Annotated in this window: 21 protein-coding genes; 10 read left to right on the top strand and 11 right to left on the bottom strand. The window is 58.9% G+C overall.

Features of this window, described 5'->3' with window-relative positions:
- Positions 1 to 32: 32 nt before the first annotated feature.
- The 3 genes from HMPREF2630_RS05310 to HMPREF2630_RS05300 all read left to right on the top strand — a co-directional run bounded on the left by HMPREF2630_RS05310 (position 33) and on the right by HMPREF2630_RS05300 (position 2642).
- Positions 33 to 875 carry an AzlC family ABC transporter permease gene (locus HMPREF2630_RS05310; protein WP_070483733.1) on the top strand — a complete coding sequence of 281 codons (843 nt, stop codon included), beginning with the start codon at positions 33 to 35 and terminating at the stop codon, positions 873 to 875.
- A 454-nt stretch (positions 876 to 1329) separates the two neighbouring features.
- Positions 1330 to 1665: a branched-chain amino acid transporter permease gene (locus tag HMPREF2630_RS05305; RefSeq protein ID WP_049343862.1), complete on the top strand. Its 336-nt coding sequence runs from the start codon at positions 1330 to 1332 to the stop codon at positions 1663 to 1665.
- 8 nt (positions 1666 to 1673) lie between these two features.
- Positions 1674 to 2642 carry an AzlC family ABC transporter permease gene (locus HMPREF2630_RS05300; RefSeq protein ID WP_070483731.1) on the top strand — a complete coding sequence of 323 codons (969 nt, stop codon included), beginning with the start codon at positions 1674 to 1676 and terminating at the stop codon, positions 2640 to 2642.
- Between the two features lie 289 nt (positions 2643 to 2931).
- On the opposite strand, the gene tpx is transcribed toward HMPREF2630_RS05300, so the two are convergent.
- Positions 2932 to 3432 (bottom strand): thiol peroxidase, encoded by a 501-nt coding sequence (tpx, locus tag HMPREF2630_RS05295; RefSeq protein ID WP_070483729.1) that lies wholly within the window; start codon positions 3430 to 3432, stop codon positions 2932 to 2934.
- A 174-nt stretch (positions 3433 to 3606) separates the two neighbouring features.
- Between tpx and HMPREF2630_RS05290 the strand changes: the two genes are divergently transcribed.
- From HMPREF2630_RS05290 to HMPREF2630_RS05275, 3 genes are all read left to right on the top strand, one after another.
- Positions 3607 to 4488, top strand: a complete 882-nt coding sequence (locus HMPREF2630_RS05290) for a hypothetical protein (protein WP_143131599.1) — start codon at positions 3607 to 3609, stop codon at positions 4486 to 4488.
- A gap of 159 nt (positions 4489 to 4647) precedes the next feature.
- A complete protein-coding gene (locus HMPREF2630_RS05285; protein ID WP_083298890.1) occupies positions 4648 to 5418 on the top strand; it encodes an LppP/LprE family lipoprotein in 771 nt (256 codons plus the stop codon).
- Between the two features lie 450 nt (positions 5419 to 5868).
- Positions 5869 to 6261, top strand: coding sequence for a DoxX family protein (locus tag HMPREF2630_RS05275; protein ID WP_049332044.1), 393 nt, complete (start codon positions 5869 to 5871; stop codon positions 6259 to 6261).
- 75 nt (positions 6262 to 6336) lie between these two features.
- On the opposite strand, the gene HMPREF2630_RS08935 is transcribed toward HMPREF2630_RS05275, so the two are convergent.
- On the bottom strand, positions 6337 to 7365 hold the full coding sequence (locus HMPREF2630_RS08935; RefSeq protein ID WP_083298889.1) for a HincII family type II restriction endonuclease: 1029 nt from the start codon (positions 7363 to 7365) through the stop codon (positions 6337 to 6339).
- A 2-nt stretch (positions 7366 to 7367) separates the two neighbouring features.
- Positions 7368 to 8966: an Eco57I restriction-modification methylase domain-containing protein gene (locus tag HMPREF2630_RS05270; RefSeq protein WP_070483723.1), complete on the bottom strand. Its 1599-nt coding sequence runs from the start codon at positions 8964 to 8966 to the stop codon at positions 7368 to 7370.
- Positions 8967 to 9102: 136 nt separating this feature from the next.
- Between HMPREF2630_RS05270 and HMPREF2630_RS09110 the strand changes: the two genes are divergently transcribed.
- Both HMPREF2630_RS09110 and HMPREF2630_RS05265 read left to right on the top strand, forming a co-directional pair.
- Positions 9103 to 9285 carry a hypothetical protein gene (locus tag HMPREF2630_RS09110; RefSeq protein ID WP_143131598.1) on the top strand — a complete coding sequence of 61 codons (183 nt, stop codon included), beginning with the start codon at positions 9103 to 9105 and terminating at the stop codon, positions 9283 to 9285.
- A gap of 165 nt (positions 9286 to 9450) precedes the next feature.
- The gene (locus tag HMPREF2630_RS05265) at positions 9451 to 9708 is read left to right on the top strand and encodes a GlsB/YeaQ/YmgE family stress response membrane protein (RefSeq protein WP_070483721.1); all 258 of its coding nucleotides are present in this window, start codon (positions 9451 to 9453) and stop codon (positions 9706 to 9708) included.
- A 154-nt stretch (positions 9709 to 9862) separates the two neighbouring features.
- On the opposite strand, the gene HMPREF2630_RS05260 is transcribed toward HMPREF2630_RS05265, so the two are convergent.
- Positions 9863 to 10231, bottom strand: a complete 369-nt coding sequence (locus tag HMPREF2630_RS05260; protein WP_049327608.1) for a zinc ribbon domain-containing protein YjdM — start codon at positions 10229 to 10231, stop codon at positions 9863 to 9865.
- A gap of 344 nt (positions 10232 to 10575) precedes the next feature.
- On the opposite strand from HMPREF2630_RS05260, the gene HMPREF2630_RS05255 reads away from it, so the two are divergent.
- The gene (locus HMPREF2630_RS05255) at positions 10576 to 10788 is read left to right on the top strand and encodes a TOBE domain-containing protein (protein ID WP_005505155.1); all 213 of its coding nucleotides are present in this window, start codon (positions 10576 to 10578) and stop codon (positions 10786 to 10788) included.
- 117 nt (positions 10789 to 10905) lie between these two features.
- Here HMPREF2630_RS05255 and ychF read toward each other — a convergent pair whose 3' ends face one another.
- The 7 genes from ychF to HMPREF2630_RS05220 form a co-directional block, all read right to left on the bottom strand.
- Positions 10906 to 11991 carry a redox-regulated ATPase YchF gene (gene ychF / locus HMPREF2630_RS05250; RefSeq protein ID WP_049346490.1) on the bottom strand — a complete coding sequence of 362 codons (1086 nt, stop codon included), beginning with the start codon at positions 11989 to 11991 and terminating at the stop codon, positions 10906 to 10908.
- 317 nt (positions 11992 to 12308) lie between these two features.
- A complete protein-coding gene (locus HMPREF2630_RS05245; RefSeq protein ID WP_005508461.1) occupies positions 12309 to 12941 on the bottom strand; it encodes a response regulator transcription factor in 633 nt (210 codons plus the stop codon).
- A 131-nt stretch (positions 12942 to 13072) separates the two neighbouring features.
- Positions 13073 to 14329 (bottom strand): sensor histidine kinase, encoded by a 1257-nt coding sequence (locus HMPREF2630_RS05240; protein WP_070483719.1) that lies wholly within the window; start codon positions 14327 to 14329, stop codon positions 13073 to 13075.
- A 164-nt stretch (positions 14330 to 14493) separates the two neighbouring features.
- A complete protein-coding gene (locus tag HMPREF2630_RS05235; RefSeq protein WP_070483717.1) occupies positions 14494 to 15252 on the bottom strand; it encodes an ABC transporter permease in 759 nt (252 codons plus the stop codon).
- A 53-nt stretch (positions 15253 to 15305) separates the two neighbouring features.
- Positions 15306 to 16259, bottom strand: coding sequence for an ABC transporter ATP-binding protein (locus HMPREF2630_RS05230; protein WP_070483715.1), 954 nt, complete (start codon positions 16257 to 16259; stop codon positions 15306 to 15308).
- 536 nt (positions 16260 to 16795) lie between these two features.
- Positions 16796 to 17881 carry a 4-hydroxy-3-methylbut-2-enyl diphosphate reductase gene (locus tag HMPREF2630_RS05225; protein ID WP_049343353.1) on the bottom strand — a complete coding sequence of 362 codons (1086 nt, stop codon included), beginning with the start codon at positions 17879 to 17881 and terminating at the stop codon, positions 16796 to 16798.
- Positions 17882 to 17908: 27 nt separating this feature from the next.
- The gene (locus tag HMPREF2630_RS05220) at positions 17909 to 19036 is read right to left on the bottom strand and encodes a hypothetical protein (RefSeq protein WP_053090108.1); all 1128 of its coding nucleotides are present in this window, start codon (positions 19034 to 19036) and stop codon (positions 17909 to 17911) included.
- Positions 19037 to 19189: 153 nt separating this feature from the next.
- Between HMPREF2630_RS05220 and xseA the strand changes: the two genes are divergently transcribed.
- Positions 19190 to 20485 (top strand): exodeoxyribonuclease VII large subunit, encoded by a 1296-nt coding sequence (gene xseA, locus HMPREF2630_RS05215; RefSeq protein WP_070483713.1) that lies wholly within the window; start codon positions 19190 to 19192, stop codon positions 20483 to 20485.
- The last annotated feature ends 40 nt before the right edge of the window (positions 20486 to 20525 follow it).

Below are 20525 nucleotides of genomic sequence, written 5' to 3'. Positions count from 1 at the left end.
CGTAGAACGTAACGCATACGAGGAACCCACTTATGGCACAGACTCCCAAGCTTCGGGGCGCTCAGCGTCAGGGCACTCGATTTAAGGGCACAGGCTCGCAGCGTGATTTCCTCTTGGCTGTTGCGGATTCTTCCGTGGTGATGCTCGGTATCGCTGTGCTGGGTTTGGGTTTGGGCATTATCCTCAACGCGCACGGCCTGCCGATTTGGACGGCACCGCTTCTATCTGCCCTAGTTTTTGCCGGTTCTGTGGAATTCCTCATGGTGGGCATGATCAGCGGTGGCGCGTCGGTTGCCTCGATTGCTTTGACCGTGTTCCTCGTGAATGCTCGCCACCTGGTGTACGGCCTCTCCTTCCCTCTGCACAGGGTAAAGGGTCTCTGGGCTAAGACCCTGGCGGTTCACACTCTCTGCGATGAGGCCTTCGCCGTCAATTCCGGGCCCGACCGTAACGAGCGTTCCGGCGCCCGCATCCTGTGGGTTAACACGCTGATTTACGTGTCGTGGATTCTGAGCGTGGTGCTCGGATACGTACTCGGCGCGAGCTTCCTAAACGACCTGAAGGGCGTGGACTTCGTGATGGTGGCCATCTTCACGGTTCTCGCCATGGACGGCTACCGCGCTAACCCGGATCGCGTGACGGCGCTCTTCGTTGCGGTTTCGGCCGCGATTGCGCTGATTTTTGCGCCTTCCTCGTTCCTGGTGGTGGCGTTGGGTTCGTACGTGGTGTTGCTGTTGGCGCGCTTCCCGGTGGCGAAGCGCCGCGGCACCCTGCCAGCCCACTCGGAGCAGAAGACAAGCGAAGTAACGGGGTCCGCTTCCGAGGATAATGGGGGTTCCGCCGGGGTGTTACGCGGCGGCTCGGAAAACCGTTAATATAAAAAGTGCGAGCCGCCTATTCGGCCCGCCCTTCTCTTTCCTGTTTCACGCGGAACCGGCCGCGATTCGCCTTTCCCGGCGCCATCTCGTGAGCCGCCGCCCACAGATTTGAGGTACCACATGCAGATGAAAGATACCGCTAAGGAAACCAGCGACGCAGAACGCTGTGCCGCCCCGGAGTAACACCGCACCGGGAGCGGCATCACCCCGAGGTCACGCACGAGAACTACTGCCGCGCGCAACTACCCGCGCCGAAAACTAGTCTCATGCGGGAGGAACGTCCCTCCGCCTCGTTGTTCGCGGCTTTCATCTATTCACGTACCTATCGCACTACTCCCCCGTTTCCTCGGGCAGACCCGGCTCTCGGCGGTTGCTTTGAAGACTTTAACCGTTCGACCGTGTGTCTTTCGCCTCCGGGGTTTTCTGAGTGGTGCAGAAAGAGACAACCCTCATGAACGGCGAAGTTACTGCCGGATATATTTTGACTGCGGTGTTCGTTGCTGCAGGTATTACTTTTATGCTGCGTCTTCTGCCTTTCGGTTTGAAGAAGGCTCTGGCTGGCTCCGAACTTTTGGATGCGCTCAGCCACTGGATTCCGCTCGGCGCAGTCGCGCTACTTGCTATCTATGCGGTGGCGAAGATTGATTACTCCTCGTTCACCACGGCGGCACCGTACCTGGCGGGTCTGGTGGTGACTGTGGGTGTGCACCTGTGGCGTAAGAATATGGTGCTGAGCATGGTGGCGGGTACCGTCACCTGCGTTGTGCTGGCTAACTGGGTTTTCTAGGGGGCGTCATGACTTCATCTCAGGATTCTCAGCGTCACCCGGCGGATGCCTCCGCCCCCATCGTCGAGTCGGTCCACCGCACCGCGCCCGACCGTAGCGTGCAGCAACAGACGAGCCAGCAACGGGCGGAACCCCACCAGGCAAGCCCGGAGCAGGTGGATCAGGTGATCGCCTCCGCCCTTCCGCTGACCGGCGTTATTCCCGTGGTCGAGGCGCCCAAGGGCTCTTCGGGTTCTCAGCAACCGCGCGTGAGCGGTTTTGCCGAGGCGATGCGCACCGCCGGCGTGGTCATGGCGGGCCTGTTCTTCGTGGGTATCGGCCTGGGCGTGGTGATTCACAGCTACGGCTTCCCGATGTGGCTGGCGGTCGTCCTGCCGGGCATTGTCTTCGCCGGTTCCGTGGAGTTCGTGCTGCTGGACATGATGTCTCTGCACGCTTCGCTGGTGTCTATTGCGCTCATGACTCTGCTCGTGAATTCGCGTCACCTCATGTACGGCCTTTCCTACCCGATTGAGCGTGTGCGCCATCCTCTCGCGAAGTTCTACAGCGTGTACACGCTCACCGACGAGGCGTACGTCCTCAATAGCGGCCCCGACCGCCACACGCTGCGTGGCTCCCGCATCCTGTGGATTCACGCGGGCATGCAGGTGTCCGTCATCTGCGGTACTCTGCTGGGCTACGTGCTGGGCGTCAGCTTCCTGAGCGAGCTGAAGGGTCTGGGTTTTGTGATGACTGCGCTCTTCGCGATCCTGACCGTGGATGCGTACCGCGAATCGAAGGACCGTCTGACCGCCGTCATCGCGCTGGTGGCCGCGGCCGCGGGCCTGCTGATCGCCCCGCAGTCCATGCTTGTGGTGTCCATGGTCGTCTACCTAAGCCTGCTGGTGGCTCGCTACGCGGTGCAAAAGCGTCGCGGTACCCTGCCCGAGCACATGCTTGTGGCCGACCACGACGGGGAGCACAAGCAGACGCGCTAGGCGCCCGTGGCTTGCCGGCCCTTCGCGCCCCCACCTAATACATCGTTAAAACGCTCCGCCCACCCGTGATATCGGGTGGGCGGAGCGTAATGCTGTCGCCAGCCGCATGTGTGGGGTGAGACCGTACTCGTGCGGTGTAGCGTTCGTATCTGTTGTGTCGTGCACCGCGCGAGAGAAATAATCGCGCGGCGGTTATCACTATTTTAAAGCACCCCGGGCGCAAACCAGGGGTATGCGCGCCGGGGCGTTGAGAATCAATTGCTCATTCGCGAGGCGAACGAAACGGAAACTACTTGATGGCGGCGAGTGCTGCCTCGTAGTTGGGCTCGTTGGTGGTTTCGGGAACCAGCTCGGTGTAGACGACCTCGCCCTCGGGGTTCACGACGACCACGGAGCGTGCCAGCAGACCAGCCAGGGGGCCGTCAATCAGCTTCACGCCGAAGTCCTCACCGAAGGAGGAGCGGAAAGCGGAGGAGGTGACGACGTTTTCAATGCCCTCGGCTGCGCAGAAGCGGCCGATTGCGAAGGGCAGGTCGTTGGAGACGCACAGCACGACGGTGTTCTCCAGGCCTGCAGCCTGCTTGTTGAAAGTGCGGACGCTGGTTGCGCAAACACTGGTGTCGACGGAGGGGAAGATGTTCAGCACCAGGTTCTTACCTGCGAAGTCTGCGGAGGAAATCTCGGAGAGATCAGCCGCGAGAACCGAGAATTCGGGCAGCTTTGCGCCGACTGCGGGCAGGTCGCCGTTGGTGTGGATTACGAGTTCGTTCTGTAGAGTTACTTCAGCCATGCCTTCATTGTCCCCCGGATAGGGCGGGTGTGCAAGGGGACACAGGCACTAGCGGGCAGAGTTTCCGCATAGCTGATTTTCTGCTATGCCGATTCGCCTCAGCGACACCTCTACAATGGGCAGGTGAGCATTTTGAGGCACGTATCTTCCCGCCTTACGCCGCTGGCGCATCCCGTGACGAATTTCAGGGCCCTCCGCCGGGACCTGCGCCGTCAGCGGGTGGAAGGTCGTGCCCTCGTTGATCCGCAGAATACCTACCGTCCGAGTGTGCGCGCTGAGCTGCGCCGCATGTTCACGCGCCCCCTCCCGGTGGAAACGCAGACCATTGTATGCAATGCGCTGTTGGCGGCAATCTGCTGGTACCTGCTCCCGGAAGCGTGGCGTTCGTGGCTGTTTAGCGAGTTTAGGGGCCCGGCTGGTTTCGCCCTGGTGATGGTCGGCTGGATGGTTGCGGACGTAACCTCCACAAACCTGATGGGTCACGACGAGGAGCATGCGCTGCGTGCGTTGCGCAGTAGCGACCCGCACGCCCTGCACCTGTTCGTGCGCACGAAGGCTATTGCAATCGGTCTGATCACGGGTATTTCCGGCACCCTGCTGGCGCTGGTTCTGCACAGTCAGGATGAGCATTTGACCCCCACGCTCATGATGTCCCTGTCGTTCTTTGTGGTGCCGGCTATTGTGGTGTCCCTGGGCTCGATTCTGGGCGTGATGTATCCGTACCGTCTGCGCGGCTGGCAGTTCCGCTGGGCGCACCGCAAGAACCTGCGGATGAGCGTCCGCTGGGTTCTGCTCTGTTTCGGGCCGGGCTGGGTGCTGGGTACGGTGTTGATGTCGCTGATGTTCCCGTCGATTTTCTTATCGGATGCGCTCGCGCGCCTTCTCAACCCCGGCGTGGATCCGCGGGATGTTGCGTTCCGGCCACTGCTGTTTTCGCTGACTTTGTGGGCTCAGGGCGCTATCAGCCTGTGGGTTTTTCCGCGGATTACGGCGCGTATTGCGACGGCGAGGCGCGCCTGGCTGGTGCATTATCTGACGGACGATAAGGTCTGCTAACCGGTTTTCTGCCGCCTACCGGCAATGGAAAAAGGCTACGGTAATGAACGGCGCTGACGCCCCGCACCACGTCAATGCGTCTTTTTCTCTATACTGGACGAGTTCACTGTTCACATACATCAGCTTGCGATGCGCCGCCGCATCGCGCGAGGAGTCCCCATGCGTTTGACCCGCTCCGCTCTATCCCTGCCCGCCCTGGGCGCGGCCGTGGCCCTGGCCGTCTCGTCCTGCTCGGCAAGCACCGATTCGGCGCTTTCCGGTACCGTTGTGTCTTCGTCCGCCTCGGCGAGCGCATCCGCTTCGGCTTCGCCGAGCTCCTCCTCGAGCGCCGCCTCGGCTATCTTCCCCACGGCTTCGGCGAGCCCTTCCGCTTCTGCCTCCGCCTCTGCCTCTGCGTCTTCGCCTGCCCCGGCTCCGTCAGTGGTGACGATTACGGTGAACCCCGAGCCGAGCGTTACGACCGTTCCCGCGAAGTCTGACTCCTCGGGCGATAAGAAGAGCTCCAGCTGCTCCAACGTGTCGGCTTCGTCCACGGTCTCGAAGGCTCTGAGCGATATGAAGAACAAGAGCAAGTGGAACCAGTGGACGAACGTTTCCCGCACGTACGAGGGTTTTGATCCCTGCGCCGAGCTGTCCTGGATTGACGCGATTCCGGGCTCCTCCCCGGATGAGTGCTGCATCTCCTCGATGGCCCATCACATCCTGCTCTTCCACTACGGCAAGTTTATTGGTACGGCAACCTACGAGCCCTACTCGTTCTCGCCCTCCATTACCCGTACCTCCGATAATTCGATTAGCGTGACCTACCGCTACATGAAGGACGATGAGAGCCCCGCCAACGCGAGCGGCCGCACGACGGCTACGTTCACGTGGAGCTCTTCTCAGAATAAGGTCGTGATGAGCGGCGAGGTTCCGCCCAGCGGCGAGTAGGTTCCCCGCTCCGTCCGTAAATTCTGCGGATACGACGAAGCCCGCCCCTCGAATGTTTCGAGGGGCGGGCTTCTTATGCTTAGGATTATTACGCCCTGCGGGGCGAGATACCTTAGGCTGCCTTCTTCTTGTAGATGAAGAATGCGGCGCCTGCGAGTGCTGCGATGAACAGAATCTTCTTCATGGGGTTACTCCTTTGATTTTTGGTATGGTGCACCCGGTCCGTCCTGATCGGCGTCGGCTCGTGGGGAGCCACTCGTCGGTCGGTACCGCACGCGGTGCCATGCTTCACATCATACCCTGTTTGACGGGTCTTTTCCTCTTGAGGGGTTGGATTTGGACCTCGCCCGGTTGCGGTGGCTTCTGGGCTTCCCCTTCCGAGGGTAGATATTTTCGGGACTCGCCGTGAAGGTCAGCGGTTTCCTCTTCGTTGGAGAGGATACTGGGGGCATGAGCATTTTTAAGAAGAAAGAGTACAGCGCCGAGCGTTCGGCGACTCGTATGGCGCGCGGTCTTGCCGTGATGGGTGCGCTGCACTTCATTATCCCCGAGCCCTTCGATTCAATTATTCCGAAGTACCTGCCGGGCCCTCCGCATGCGTACACACACGGTTCCGGTGTGGCTGAGCTGGGTACCGCTGCCCTGTTGTCGAGCGATAAGACCCGCCGTGCCGGTGGTCTGTTGGCCGCACTGCTGTTCGTTGCGGTGTTCCCCGCGAATATTCAGATGGCTCTGGATGCGCGCAAGCAGTCCGCTCAGCGTAAGGCTATCGCGTATGCGCGCTTGCCCCTGCAGTTGCCGCTGATTTGTAGCGCGCTGAAAATCTGGCGCCGCTCCAAGTAGTACATTTAATTTTGTGTTTTAGAGGGTGGCAGGTTGCTCTAAGCAACCTGCCACCCTCCATATTCGTGGTCCTAATTATAGAGATAAATCCCCTCGTGAATTATTATCATTTTGCAGTCTGCGCAGTTGATTTATTTGATTCAGTCCATTTCTTGCGCCAATATTTTGACCAAGTTGCGAGTTAGATTTTTTCACACCTTCAACGGATTCTTGGGGCGATTTAATTTCCAACCTATCAGAGATAATTCTATTTGCTTCTAGAACATATCCATTTTTTGCATAATATTCAGCAAGCATTTTTTCCTGCTCCCCAAGTTCATGAACCTCTTTATATATCCTATCCCTCTTTTGTGAAGTATAATTCTTCATAAAAATTGCCAGCCAGTCCTTTTGGCTCAACTGGAAATCCTGAGATACCTCAGAAGGTCTAAACTGAACTTGAATAGCCGCAGACCAGTTAATATACAGAGGTTTTCCTTTGCCGTTATAGTCAAGAGGTGGTATTTTCATCATATCTACCATGCGAACATCCTCTACAACAACTCCAGCATCCTTCTTTCTGTATCCGAGATCAATATAATACAGAGAGAAGTTAGGGTCTATATTTTTTGAAAGGCAGATTTCTGCCACCTTAGCCAGTTTGCGAGCAGACATGATATTTGGAGGCTGATCACTTTTACCCAAATCATGACTTTTAACGTCAATAAGAAAAACTGCCGACCCATCAAATAGAGAAGAGTCCGAAAAAAGAACTATATCGGCCGTATCGCTTTGCTTACCCGGAACCAGCTCTTCTGGCCAACTAGATAACGCTTTTTTTCCAGGGTTCACCAAAGAATCGACAGCTTCATTTCCAAAAACAAAGCCATCAGGCACTCTCCCCTGTACCACAGTCTCCGAGAGGTACTTATTAACCGCTTCATGCTGCTTGAAGGCTAATCCAGGGTAGGTCTTCGACAAAGCATCATAGACCTCTTCTTCAAGAGGAGTTGCTATCCTATGCCCAGAGGTTTCCTGATTCGGCTTTAAATTTAAATCAATATAGCCTCGATTCACAAAATATTCTCGAATAGCTTTTTCGACATCCTGCATTTTAAGAGTCACCCTTAGCTCCCCTCTGAAATATTAGTATCATAGTGAATGTTGCGATCCTTAACTGATTTAAACAAATTAATAATACGCACAATAATCTCCTCATAGGCTACATTTTCTGATACACTTTCTCGAATTGTATTCGTTACAAGGTCATGGAACGCGATATCTTCATCATTATCCCAGTCGATATATCTGAAAGGTATCGACGCGAGGGGCTTTTCCGAGAATTCAGCGATTCCGCCCTTCATAAGTCCCTTGTATCTGTACCAAGCCGTAACACGCGGATGAACCAAGTAAGCCAAGATATATTCGATTGACTCCCTCGTATCCTCCAAAGGAGAGAAAGCTGTTACGTCCTGAGTTGCCACAACACCCGCGGGAACAAGGCAGAACCGTGCAGATTCTTTATTCGTGACACGCTCCTTACATGGAACGAAAATTTTAGGAATCTCCGTATAAAAATACTTTTGAGACCGTTTAAAAGCCCACTCCCAGAACGGAAGAGACCTCTGATACGAGTAACGTTCTATCAGCTTCTCTTTATAAGAAACTAGCTGCTCATATAGAGAGGGGTATTTTGAAGCTACGTCAGATTCCGTGAGGCCCTCCGGAATATCGATATACCTGCTACTTCCTTCCATGTAAACATTTTTAATATCTTTACCTTTAACAACAGTGGCCAAAGCTACTTGTTCAGCTTCGTTCAAGTTATCAACAGGGGCATCCCAACGAAAGGCTTTATCCAATCCAGAAACCATTCCATTAGCAATATGCACATAATCACCCAATAAAGCCACACGCCGCACCTTCTCATCAAATAGATCATCGGTCTCCGCCGTCATGGTGCATGCGTCTTCAAGTTCGGCTATATCGTTCAAAGTTTTCCGGTCAGCAAAAATCCATTGTTCCCCAGCGGTAAATTGAGGAATCATAAATTTCTTAAATTCATCACCATTTAGACTAATTGACTCAGAAACCTTTCGAGGGCCACCATATTCATAAAACTGAATTTCCTGAATCTGGGCATTTTTAACAAACCTAAAAATTATAATTGAGCTTGAAACCCCTTGAAAAACATTACTCTCACCAAAGTTAATAATGTGAGAGAATGTCCCCTGACTCAACATCCAAGACCGAAGGTTCTCGGAGTGGAGCGTATGCATCCAAAAGCTTGGAGTAATAAAAATTAATTCACCTCCGTCACGAAGGTTTCGTATAGCATTAGCTATGAATACAGTCAGGTAATCCGACAAAGAGTTAAATAGTATACCCCACAAAGGATGTTCTTTAATCTCGTTTTTCTGGAATTCTTCAAGGTTTTTCCATCGGATATATGGAGGATTTCCGATAACGGCAGAGTATTCCCCGTCCTTCATCCACGAAACAAACGATTCATGATAAACAGTATGTATCACATCTTGCTTCAGTGAAGAGTCGATTTCAATTCCTTCAATATTCGAATAACCGGCTTCGTGAAGCACATCCAAAAACACCCCTTCTCCGGCGGAAGGTTCAAGTATTTTGCTTTCTCGGGGAGATTCAATTAAATCAACCATAATTCGAGCTATATGGGACGGAGTAAAGTACTGCCCCAAAACATTCTTTGCCATAAAATCCTCCTTCAATAGTTACACTATTATACAGCAAATATTTATCCGCTTATGCCGAATTAAAATATTTCTTACTGGGCCACAAAATATTTAAACCCTATTACCAATAACTGAACAATCACAAAATAAGAAAAATATGAGAATCCCAAGCTACACCAGATCTTGTCACGACAACACCGTCCCCTTCTCGCTTCCCTTTTTAAGATATGGGGATGCGCGCAAGCAGTCCACTCAGCGTAAGGCTATTGCGTACGGTCGTCTGCCCCTGCAGGTGCCGATGATTTGTAGCGCTCTGAAGATCTGGCGCCACTCCAAGTAGCACCTTCGCCGTAGAACAACGGCACCTCGGTGTTTTACACGTAAAACACCGAGGTGCCGTTCACCTTAACATACCCGTTGTTAAGCCTCCCGTAACCGGCATTGCCTACACTTGAGGTAAAGCCCACCTGTCACAGCGGCAGGTGCACGACCCTTGGAGACAACGATGGACGCTCTTATCACTATGGTTATTACCGGTGCAATTATCGGTGTGATTGCGCGCTTCTTCATGCGAGGCCGCCAGAACATTTCGATTCTTTGGACCATTGTCTGCGGCGCTATCGGCGCGGCTATCGGCAACTGGGCGGCAACCCAACTGGGCGTCACCGCCACCGCAGGCATCGACTGGATGCGTGGGATTCTTTCGGTCTTCGCGGCGATGCTGACCATCTCCCTGTACCTGGGCATGACCGGCAGGAAGTAACAATCCGACCTATCGAGGACTCGCGGAGTCCCTCATGTACAAAGGCGGCACCTCCCCTAGCGTGAGCTAGTGCGGGAGATGCCGCCTTTTCTGTGCCCCGCAAGAGGCGTTACGTCTTCTTGGCTTATATCGCCTGGGCTTATGCCTTCTTGATTTATGCCTTCTTCACGACGGAGGACTTCAGGTACATCTGGCCTGCGCCGGGGACCTTCGCCTCAATGTCGTGGCCGTTGACGGGGGATTCGAGCAGGCGGATGCCGCGTACCTTGGTGCCTGCCTTGATGTCTGCGCCGCCCTTGACCTTCAGGCCCTTGACGATGGTGACGGAGTCGCCGTCGACGAGCTCATTACCGACGGAGTCGAGAACCTTGGAGCCTGCTTCTTCTTCAGTTTCGCCTGCTGCGGTGCGTTCCCATTCGTGGCCGCACATGGGGCATGCCCAGAGTTCGCCCATTTCGTAGGTGTAGTTTTCGTTGCATTCGGGGCAGGCGGGTGCTTCGATTTCGTTGAGGTTTTCGCTCATGGTTCCTTCTTCGATCTGTGCGGATGCGCCGCTCCCCTGTTTCCGCGGTGTTACTGCGGTGGTGCTGCGGCGTGTGGGCGCGCGTCAGCGAGGGCGGGGTGCGACGGTGGAGGGTGCGAGGATTCTCGCGTTCGTGCTGACTATACCATTTGGCGGGCGTGAACCGCATGTGTGGGGCTGGTTTTTGCCGGTCTTTTGGGGTGGATGCGGGGCGTGGGTGAAGCCGAAAATAAAATTTGCATGGTTTGTGCGTAATATTTTGGTTGGAAGGTGCTTTTGAGTGGCTGCGGCGTGTAGAGTGCTTAGAGTATTTGTACGTTTTGAGTAGTGAAAGGCACGGCTTCATGAAGCTTTCTGCACGTAACCAGTTCGCTGGCAAGGTTGTTGAGATTACTGAGGGTGCGACTAACGGCATCGTTAAGATTGAGATCGCTCCGGAGGTTGTTATCTCCGCTTCAATTACTAACGAGTCGATTAAGGAACTGGGCCTGAAGGTTGGCGAGACCGCGTACGCAGTCATCAAGGCGTCCAACGTTATGGTTGGTGCTGACCACTAATCCCGGTCGATAAGGCTTACACCCGGGCGGCTACTTCTATGGCGCGCGAGGGTTAATAGGGCGGAGCCCCGCACTGTACATTCACAGTGCGGGGCTCCGCTTTTATGTTTTTATTGCTTAGACGTTGAAGCGGAACTCGACCACGTCGCCGTCCTGCATAATGTAGTCCTTGCCCTCCATACGAACCTTACCGCGCGCCTTCGCCTCCGCCATGGAGCCAGCCTCATCCAGGTCCTTGAAAGACACAACCTCAGCCTTAATGAAGCCGCGCTCAAAATCAGAGTGAATCACGCCAGCAGCCTGCGGCGCAGTATCACCCTTATAAATAGTCCAGGCGCGAGCCTCCTTCGGGCCAGCAGTCAGGTAAGTCTGCAGACCCAGGGTCGAGAAGCCCACACGAGCCAGCTGGTCCAGGCCGGACTCATCCTGACCGTTCATCTCCAGCATCTCGCGAGCCTCCTCCTCAGACAGCTCCACCAGGTCAGCCTCCAGCTTCGCATCCAAGAACACAGCCTCAGCCGGCGCCACCATGTCACGTAGCTCCTGCTGCTTCTCCTCAGATGCCAGAATGCCTTCATCCGCGTTGAACACGTAAATGAACGGCTTAGCGGTCAGCAGGTTCAGCTCCTTCAGGTGAGCCAGCTCCAGCTTCGCGTCCTTCGCACGAGAAATGATGGTGTCACCATCCTCCAGGATCTTCTGCGCGGTCTTGTAGGTCTCCAGCTGAGCGGCGTCACCCTTCTTAATCTTCACAGCCTTCTCCAGACGCGGAATAGCGTTCTCCAGAGTCTGCAGGTCAGCCAGAATCAGCTCAGTGTTAATGGTCTCCATATCGGAGGCGGGGTCGACCTTGCCGTCCACGTGAATAACGTCCGGGTCATCAAACGCACGCACCACCTGGGCGATAGCGTGCGCCTCACGAATGTTCGCGAGGAACTTGTTACCCAGGCCCTCACCCTCAGAAGCGCCCTTCACAATACCCGCAATATCAACGAACGAAACAGTCGCAGGCAGAATACGCTCCGAACCAAAAATCTCAGCCAGACGGTTCAGACGCGCATCCGGCAGGCTCACCACGCCCACGTTCGGGTCAATAGTCGCGAACGGGTAGTTAGCCGCCAGCACAGTGTTGCCGGTTAGAGCGTTGAACAGGGTGGACTTGCCCACGTTAGGCAGGCCAACAATGCCGATAGTTAGAGCCACAAGTTTTCCTTCGAATCATGTGCCGCCATACGTTTCGGATGCGCCGCGTACGTGATGCGGCGGGTGCGGGCGGGCACAGGGCGAAAATGGTGCCCGCTTCCAAGCGCGGCACCGTCGGTCTCAGGAAGAAACGGGTGCGGGGCGCCTGCGGGCATAGACAGTACCATTCTACCGTGTTCGAGCAGGAGCCGCCCCGAGTGCAGGATAGGCACCAACCGGGGCGCAGAAAAGGAGAAAGTGGAGGCGAAAAAACTGAGGCGAGGAAGCACCGCCGCCCCCCCCCGGGGATCAATGAGAAAGAGATGAGAAGCAGCGGGTTAGAGCCAGCCGTTCTCCGTGGCGATACGCACCGCATCCTGACGAGTCGACGCACCCGTCTTCGCCATCGCCGCCGACAGGTAATTGCGCACCGTACCCGCCGACAAAAACAACGCCGACGCAATCTGCTGAGCCGTACCACCCGACGCCGCCTCACGCAGCACCTGCGCCTCACGCTCCGTCAACGGAGAAGCACCCGTCACCAAAGAATCCGCCGCCAACGACGGATCCACCACGCGCAACCCCGCGTGCACGCGGCGAATCGCCTCCGCCAACTGGCGAGCACCCGTATCCTTCACCACAAAACCACTCGCACCAGCCTCCAAGGCGCGGCGCACATAGCCCGGGCGGCCAAACGTCGTCACAATCAGCGTGCGCACCGGCTCACCCGACTCACTCACCGCACCCGCATCACGCAGCGCCGCAGCCGCCTCAATACCATCAGCCAGCAAAGTACCGGGCATCTGCACATCAAGGAGAACCACGTCTGGCTTCAGCAGGGCGACAGCGCCCAACACCTCATCGCCACTACCGACCTGACCCACAATCTGCAGGTCAACCTCCAGCCCCAGCAGAGCGGCAAGAGCCTCACGGATGAGCTGCTGGTCGTCAGCGAGCAGAACACGAATCATGGGAACCTCACGGGGAACGAGCGAATACCGGCACGGCGGGCGCACTGGGCGCTACCTACCACCACGATACAGGGGCGGGTAGCTCCCCCGTCCAGGGCGCGGCGACAAGTTCCACAATCTACAGCACCTATTTACAGCAGTGAAGTGTCACCGTCCATGCTCACACGGATGCGCGTACCCACCCCACCACCAGGGTTCTCAGCCAGCCACTGCGCGGGGGCCGGCTCAATCACCACACTACCGCCGGACGCCGCCACACGCTGAGCCATACCCGTCAGACCGTTACCGCGCGCATCGCCCACACCCACGCCGTTATCGAGGATGTCCAGACCGGTTGCGCTCAGACGCACCCGCGCCGCGTTCGCACCCGAGTGGCGCACCATGTTCGTGACCGCCTCACGCAGAACCCAGGAGAACAGCTTCGCGTTCACGCCAGCCACCGCGAGCGCGCTCTGAGCCTCCGGCAGTTCGGCGCGAATACCGGCGGTCTGCAGGGCACGACCCGCACCCTCAATCTCACCCGAGAAGTCGGGCACACGCAGGCGCGTCACGGTTGAACGGACCTCCGCCAGGGATGCGCGGGACAGCTGCGCGATTGCCTCCATCTCGGCGTCGGCGCGGGCGGGGTCAATCTCCAGCAGGCGCTGCGCCAGCTCCGCTTTGAGGGTGATGACGGTCAGGGAGTGGCCCAGCACGTCGTGCACGTCGCGGGCAATCTCTTCACGTTCCTCGGAGAGTGCCAGGGAGGCACGCGCTACGTCCGCGCGTTCACCAAGCTCAATGAGGTAGGAGAAGCCCAGCATACCCACCATCGGCGCACCGATAAAGAGGGCAATACCGCCGCGCGCGGTGACGTCAAAGCCAATGCTCGCCATAAAAATTAGCCAGCAGACCAGGGCAATCGTCGCCGCCACGCCCAGGCGCAGGCGGTACGGGGCGATTGTGCCAAAAATCCAGAACGCCACAAAGTACATGCTGAACGACAAGAACACCACATACGCCGACTCCGCCCGCAGCGCCGTCAGGCCAGCCACAGGTAGAGCCATCAGTAGCGTCCAGATGACGCTTCGACGCACCGTGGAGGCGACCGGCACCAGCCACGGCACCGCGTACGCCGAGCAGTTCACCACCGCGAACAGCGCAATCAGCGCCACACCGGCCCAGCGCACCGGCCCCAACTCCGGGGTGGTGAGGAAGCCGTCCAGCGGCATGAGCAGAAACACCAGCCACGGGGCGCTAAAGCCCAGCGCCAGCCAGTTCACGTTGCCGCTGCGTTCGCGGTGGAGGAAGCGGAAGCGGTGCTTGCCCAGGGTGCGCTTCGCGGCGGAGGGTGCCGCCTCCTTCTCTGCGTGGGGGTGTTCGTTCGGGTGGGTGTGGGTTTCGGTCATGGTTCTAGCCTAACGTGCGGGTGCCGCGGGTGCAGATGCCACCGGCGCGGCGGTGTCAGTAGCGGCAGTGTTAGTAGGAGCAGCGTGAGCGGATACAGCTTCCGCCGCAGCCTCGGGAGCCCCTGATGCTACGGAACCCTTGAGACTACGGCGGAAAGAAAGCGTTAGCGGCGGGTTGCGCGGCGCATCAGCAGGGCAGAAACACCCAGGAAGATAGCCGCCCACACAACCAGGCTCACCACTGCGTACCAGAGCGGTTCGGTCACGAACCAGTCCTCACCACCCAGAATAATGGTCTGACCTGCAGTGAAGGGGTAGCGGGCAATCTCGGCGGCACCGTACAGCGGGGTGAAGCGTGCGTACTTCAGCAGGTCGGTGCTCAGCGGGGAGAACACGGTACCGAAGAAGCTCATAATCACCAGCAGACCGTTCGCAATGGACACGGCGTTCTCGTTACGAATCAGCAGGCCCATCATGATGCCGTAGAAGGCGAACACCAGACCGCACAGCACCGTCAGCGCGCCGGCTGCAAGCTGCTGGTTCACAGGGATCTCAACACCGGTGAACATGCCCACAATGTTCACCGCAATCACCGGCACCGCAGAAATCACCAGCGCGGTCAGAGCCTTCGCACCCAGGTACCTACCGGTGGTCAGCGGCGTCAGCGCCAGCTGGCGGTTCCAGCCGCTGGAGAGCTCGGTGACGGTGCTGCCGCTAATTGCCACGGTGTTCTGAACCGCACCGTAGAGCGCCATGCCAATCATGACGTACGCTGCTACGTTGCCGTCACCCATCTGCTGGGAGGAGTAGTCCTGCATCGCGCCAAAGAGCAGGAAGAAGACAATCGGCAGTGCCACGCCGAAGAAGAAACGGTCGGTCGAGAGGATAGAAGCGCGGATGTCGTAGAGTGCGTAGCGGAGCATGATGTTTTCCTTGAGGTGTGTAGCGGCGGCGTAGCGTTTAGATGGTCTGATGTTTAGGCGTCGGATGCCTTGGAGGCGGCGGCCTGCTCAGTCAGCAGGGTGAAGGACTCGTCCAGGGAGGGCTTGGTGACCTCCAGGTCGGTGATGCTGTAATTGTTCAGCAGAGTGCGCAGTACCTGCTCAATCTCCAGCACGGAGATGCGGTGGCGGTACCCGCCGGACTCTTCGGTGACCTCGACCGGAACATCCAGGTCGGTGATGGGTGCGGGTGCGAGGAAGGAAAGGTGGCGGTGGCCGGTCAGGGCGCGAATCTCATCGGAGGAGCCGTCAGCAATGATGGAGCCGGATTCCATGAGCACGATGCGCTGGGCGAAGTTCTGTGCTTCTTCCAGGTAGTGCGTCGCAAAAAGAATGGTCGTTCCACGTTCTGCGATGGCTTCCATACGCTCCCAGAAGGTGCGGCGCGCATTCACGTCCATGCCGGCGGTCGGCTCGTCCAGGATCAGCAGTTCCGGCGAGTGCATGGTCGCCAGAGCGTAACGCAGACGCTGCTGCTGGCCGCCCGAGCACTTGCCGACCTTACGCTTAGCGATATCGGTCAGATCGGCGCCGGCGAGCACCTCATCCACGTCAATGGGCTTGGGGTACAGCGCCGCAATCATCTCGACCGTGGCGCGGATCGTCAGGTCCTTGAGCAGGCCACCGGTCTGCTGCACCGCACCGAGCAGACCGGCGCGTGCCGCCTCGGAGGCGTTGCGACCGAAGACGCTCAACTCGCCGCCGCTGGGCTGGGTCAGACCAAGAATCATGTCGATGAGGGTGGTCTTACCTGCGCCGTTGGGGCCGAGCAGGGCGATGATTTCGCCGCGCTTGACGGTCAGGTCAATCGAGTCGACGGCGACCACGGTGCCTGCCGCGCGGGTGGAGAAAACCTGGCGGAGGGAGCGGGCAGAAATAACGGTTTCTGCGGTGTTGTGCTTGCTGTTCTGAAGTGCTGCGGTGTTCATGTTTCTATTACACCGCCGGTTCTCGCGCCGGTGCGGTACAGAGTGTCATGACCTGCACATGACAAATGTCATGAGTTCGCAGAGGGGCTGTTATGACGCGGTAATTTCCGGGGTAATAGGCCCTGGGCAACGAGGCGGCAGCGGAGGCGGTCGCGTGAAGCGGGGGCTCCGTCCTCAAGGCGCCAGTGTCAATCATTGTTGGGGCGCCGCAGAGAGGGCACACCCCCAGCAGCGGAGGCGGTCACGCGAAGCGGGGGCTCCGTCCTCAAGGCGCCCCAGCGCCGCAGAGGGGGCACTCCCCCGCGTAGCGTGACCGCAGAGCTGCGCTTCTCCCCCTACCTGTGCATCCTCATGCGCGAAAACCCAGTGTTTTCTCCCCCCCCCCGTAGCGAGACCGTAAAGCTGCGGGGGTAGCCGGTTACACGAAGTTGCGTAAGAACCCCTACCCGCGCATCCCGCACAGTAGATACAAAAATCCCCGTATCCAATCCCAAACGGGAGAAGATACGGGGATCTATAAGCTCTTGAGCAAGCCTTTAACGAGTGGGCTTAGCGCCGCGGCCACCGAGCTGGCGGCCCACGTTCTCGTCGTTCTTCAGGGCGGAACGCAGCTCCTTCGGCAGGGAGAAGAGAATATCTTCCTTCGCGGTCTCCACCTCTTCGATGGTGCTGTAGCCGTACTCGGCGAGCAGAGCCAGCACCTCCTGAACCAGAACCTCGGGCACCGACGCGCCGGAGGTCAGGCCCACGGTTGCCACACCCTCAAACCAGGACTCGTCCACCTGGTGTGCGAAGTCCACACGCTCGGCACGCTTGGCGCCGTATTCGAGTGCTACTTCCTTCAGGCGCACGGAGTTCGAGGAGTTCGCCGAACCCACCACGATCACCAGGTCGGCGCGCGGAGCGATTTCCTTGATAGCGCCCTGGCGGTTGGAGGTTGCGTAGCAGATATCATCCGAGGGCGGATCCTGCAGCGAGGGGAAACGCTCACGCAGACGCGCCACGGTCTCCAGGGTCTCATCCACAGACAGGGTGGTCTGAGAAATCCACACGACCTTCTCGGGGTCTCGGACGGTCACCTGATCCACCTCATCGGGCGAGTTCACGATCTGGATGTGCTCGGGCGCCTCGCCGGCGGTACCCTCGACCTCTTCGTGGCCGGTGTGGCCGATGAGCAGAATGTCGTAGTCCTGCTTGGCGAAGCGCACGGCCTCGCGGTGCACCTTGTTCACCAGCGGGCAGGTCGCATCAATCGTGTTCAGCGAGCGCTCGCCGGCAGCAGAAACCACCGCGGGGGACACGCCGTGGGCGGAGAAAACGGTCACGGAACCTTCGGGAACCTCGTCCACCTCATCCACGAAGATGGCGCCCTGCTTCTCGAGGGTCTCCACCACGTGGCGGTTGTGCACAATCTGCTTGCGCACGTACACGGGCGCGCCGTAGTGCTCCAGCGCCTTCTCAACGGCAATCACGGCGCGGTCGACGCCGGCGCAGTAACCACGGGGAGTGGCCAGCAGGACTTTCTTCTCGCCGTTCACGGGCGCGGCGGCTTCGATGTCGGCGCGGCTGCGACGTTCGCGAGGAACGGGCGGCAGGCCCAGGGCAATAGTTTCAGTGGACATGGTTACTATCCTAGGTTATTCGGACTTCTAGTGTGTGATGACTGTGGCATCGCTCGCAGTGGTGCGGCCCAGGTGGACCAGGTGCACGAGAATCCCCACCAGCAGCAGGATGACCGCCGCGGCGAGACCGTAGCTCGCCGCAGCTCCCAGGTGGGATGTTGCCAAGGGTCGGGTTACGTTCCACGCCCCGTCGATAAACGCGGTTCCGGCGGCGCTACGGCTGGTGATCCCCAGGGAGGCGGGGGTCTGGGCGCCCAGCCAGGAGGCGGCGCCCCAGCAAGCCAGGGCGTACAGCAGGGCGGAGGCGACCGGCACCAGCACGCGGCGGCGAGGCGCAACCAGGACGGCCACGAAGAGCAGAACTGCAGCCAGAACAATCAGGGTTCCGGTGGCCTGCCCAATTGCGGCGACGCGTTTAATCGCCGAGTGGACCACCCAATCGCTATCCTGCGTTGCGCTCCCCTGGGCCGCGCCATCCCGGACCCTGTCAATGTTCAGGGTTTCGGGGCCGAGCTTCGTCAGGTCCGGGTCGAAGGGACCGATCGAGCCGACCTTCTCGTCCAGGGCCCGGTAGAAGGGCGTGAGCACGATGACGGCGGGCCCGTCGTGGCTCAGGTTGTACCGCCGGGTCTCTTCCGCAATATCGCGCCAGAGGCTTCGGTATTCCTCAGTTTTTGAGAGCTCACCGGCGGCGCGGTTGAGCATGGAGCGGATCCCGTCTTCGGTGGGCTTCACCAGAATGGAGTATAGGCCGCTTGCTTTGGTTCCGTCGAGGAAGGTTGTCATAGCTTCGCTCTTCATGAGGTCTTCGACCGCGCCGTCAGCGATGCGGGTGGCCAGCTGCTGGTCGCTGGCCAGGTTCGCTGAAATCTCCGAAAAGCCGGTCTCGGAGGCGATATTTGCCCTCACCCAGGCGCCGCCCGTGGCGCCCAGGGCGCACAGCACCGAGAGCAGGCTCAACAGGAGGGCAATAACCGTACGCAAACCCGCCGCAACGGGTGCGTGCGCGGGAGGGGCCGCCGCGGACTGTGCGGCGGGGCTCGGCAAGCCGCCGGCCGGATAGCCCGATGCCGGCATCGCGCGCGTGGGCTGCAGGAGCGAGGTCTCTTCCTCGTCCAGGTTGCGGGTGGCGTTGTGATGATCTGGTGAACGCATGAGCCTAGCGTACCGCCTCAACCTTAAGGTCACGAGGCGACTCGATGAGAATGTGCCATCAGCTGAGGGATTCGCCCGCTCCCCGTTCCGCTCGCCCAGAGCCCCGTCACCATTCGGCGGGCAGAAATTCGGCGTATCGGCGACAATAGGAACATGAACTTCTACAACCCCTCCGCAGCACGGCCGACGCTCGTGGTGCCGCCCGTGCACGAGCGGCAGCTTCCCGCGAAATCGCAGGAAACCACCGCCACCAACCCCTGGCCGCTGGCTTTGCTCGCGCAGAACCTCAAAAACTATGTGGACAAGGTTCCCGAGCTGTGGGTTGAGGCGCAGGTCGCCTCGCTCAACGGCCGCGGAGGCAACGTCTTCATGGAGCTCAAGGACGTTCAGGAGGATTTTTCCTTCACTCTCGCGCTCTTCGGCCGCGCCGGTAGCGGCCTCGCCGCCGACGTGACCGTGGGCTCGCGCATCGTTACCCGCGCCAAGCCGAGCCTGTGGAAGAACGGCAAGCTCTCCCTCATCGGCAAGGAAGTGTACGCGGTCGGCACCGGCAACCTGCACGAGCAGCTGCAGCGTCTGCGTGAGCAGCTTGCCGCCGAGGGGCTATTCGCCGACGCCCGCAAGAAGCCGCTGCCCATGCTTCCCAACCGCGTGGGCCTGATTACCGGTCGCGACTCCGATGCTGAGAAGGACGTTATCCGCAACGCCTCCCTGCGCTGGCCCGGCGTGTCCTTCGAGGTGCGCAACACCCGCGTGCAGGGTGAGGGTGCGGCTCAGGAGGTCATCGCCGCGCTCGCGGAGCTGGATGCCCACCCCGAGGTGGACGTCATCGTCATCGCCCGAGGCGGCGGCTCCTTCGAGGACCTGCTCCCCTTCTCCGAAGAATCCCTCATCCGAGCCGTCGCGGCTGCCGTCACCCCGGTGGTCTCGGCGATTGGCCACGAGGCGGACTCCCCCATCCTCGATGCGGTGGCCGATTTGCGCGCCTCCACGCCCACGGATGCGGGCAAGCGCATCGTGCCCGATATCTCCGAGGAGGCGGCCCGCATCGCCGAGGCCCGAGCCCGCCTGGACCGCGCGGTACTCGGCTATGTGGGCATGCAGATGAGCTACATCGCGCAGCTGCGGAGCCGCCCGGTGTTCACCCATCCCGATTCGGCGCTACTCATGCGTGCCGACGAGGTGAATCGCCTGCGCGAACGCGCCCTGCGGGCCACCGAGCACCGCATCGAGCGAGAGTCGGGAACGTTGGAACACACGATTGCGCGCGTGCGGTCCCTCTCCCCCGCCCAGACCCTCAGCCGCGGCTATTCCATCGTTCAGAATTCTGCGGGCGCTATTGTGCGCGACGCCTCGGTGCTGCACGAGGGCGAGCAGATTACGGTGCGCGCGGCGACCGGTTCGGCGCAGGCGGCCGTGACCTCCACGAATCCCTCGAACATCTCCTAAACCTCGATACCCCTAAGTTTCACCCCCAGTTTTTACCCCT

The organism is Rothia sp. HMSC072B03 (assembly GCF_001809565.1).
GTDB lineage: Bacteria > Actinomycetota > Actinomycetes > Actinomycetales > Micrococcaceae > Rothia > Rothia mucilaginosa_A.
This window is presented reverse-complemented; position numbering and strand designations above follow the sequence as displayed.

Coding starts and splice junctions, on each gene's coding strand:
- HMPREF2630_RS05240 (WP_070483719.1), bottom strand. CDS start 14,329: ATGACCGAAACCCACACCCACCCGAACGAACACCCCCACGCAGAGAAG.
- HMPREF2630_RS05275 (WP_049332044.1), top strand. CDS start 5,869: ATGAGCATTTTTAAGAAGAAAGAGTACAGCGCCGAGCGTTCGGCGACT.
- HMPREF2630_RS09110 (WP_143131598.1), top strand. CDS start 9,103: ATGAGAATCCCAAGCTACACCAGATCTTGTCACGACAACACCGTCCCC.
- HMPREF2630_RS05255 (WP_005505155.1), top strand. CDS start 10,576: ATGAAGCTTTCTGCACGTAACCAGTTCGCTGGCAAGGTTGTTGAGATT.
- HMPREF2630_RS05245 (WP_005508461.1), bottom strand. CDS start 12,941: ATGATTCGTGTTCTGCTCGCTGACGACCAGCAGCTCATCCGTGAGGCT.
- HMPREF2630_RS05305 (WP_049343862.1), top strand. CDS start 1,330: ATGAACGGCGAAGTTACTGCCGGATATATTTTGACTGCGGTGTTCGTT.
- HMPREF2630_RS05310 (WP_070483733.1), top strand. CDS start 33: ATGGCACAGACTCCCAAGCTTCGGGGCGCTCAGCGTCAGGGCACTCGA.
- HMPREF2630_RS05285 (WP_083298890.1), top strand. CDS start 4,648: ATGCGTTTGACCCGCTCCGCTCTATCCCTGCCCGCCCTGGGCGCGGCC.
- tpx (WP_070483729.1), bottom strand. CDS start 3,432: ATGGCTGAAGTAACTCTACAGAACGAACTCGTAATCCACACCAACGGC.
- HMPREF2630_RS05270 (WP_070483723.1), bottom strand. CDS start 8,966: ATGGCAAAGAATGTTTTGGGGCAGTACTTTACTCCGTCCCATATAGCT.
- HMPREF2630_RS05260 (WP_049327608.1), bottom strand. CDS start 10,231: ATGAGCGAAAACCTCAACGAAATCGAAGCACCCGCCTGCCCCGAATGC.
- HMPREF2630_RS05230 (WP_070483715.1), bottom strand. CDS start 16,259: ATGAACACCGCAGCACTTCAGAACAGCAAGCACAACACCGCAGAAACC.
- HMPREF2630_RS05265 (WP_070483721.1), top strand. CDS start 9,451: ATGGACGCTCTTATCACTATGGTTATTACCGGTGCAATTATCGGTGTG.
- xseA (WP_070483713.1), top strand. CDS start 19,190: ATGAACTTCTACAACCCCTCCGCAGCACGGCCGACGCTCGTGGTGCCG.
- HMPREF2630_RS05220 (WP_053090108.1), bottom strand. CDS start 19,036: ATGCGTTCACCAGATCATCACAACGCCACCCGCAACCTGGACGAGGAA.
- HMPREF2630_RS05225 (WP_049343353.1), bottom strand. CDS start 17,881: ATGTCCACTGAAACTATTGCCCTGGGCCTGCCGCCCGTTCCTCGCGAA.
- HMPREF2630_RS05300 (WP_070483731.1), top strand. CDS start 1,674: ATGACTTCATCTCAGGATTCTCAGCGTCACCCGGCGGATGCCTCCGCC.
- HMPREF2630_RS05235 (WP_070483717.1), bottom strand. CDS start 15,252: ATGCTCCGCTACGCACTCTACGACATCCGCGCTTCTATCCTCTCGACC.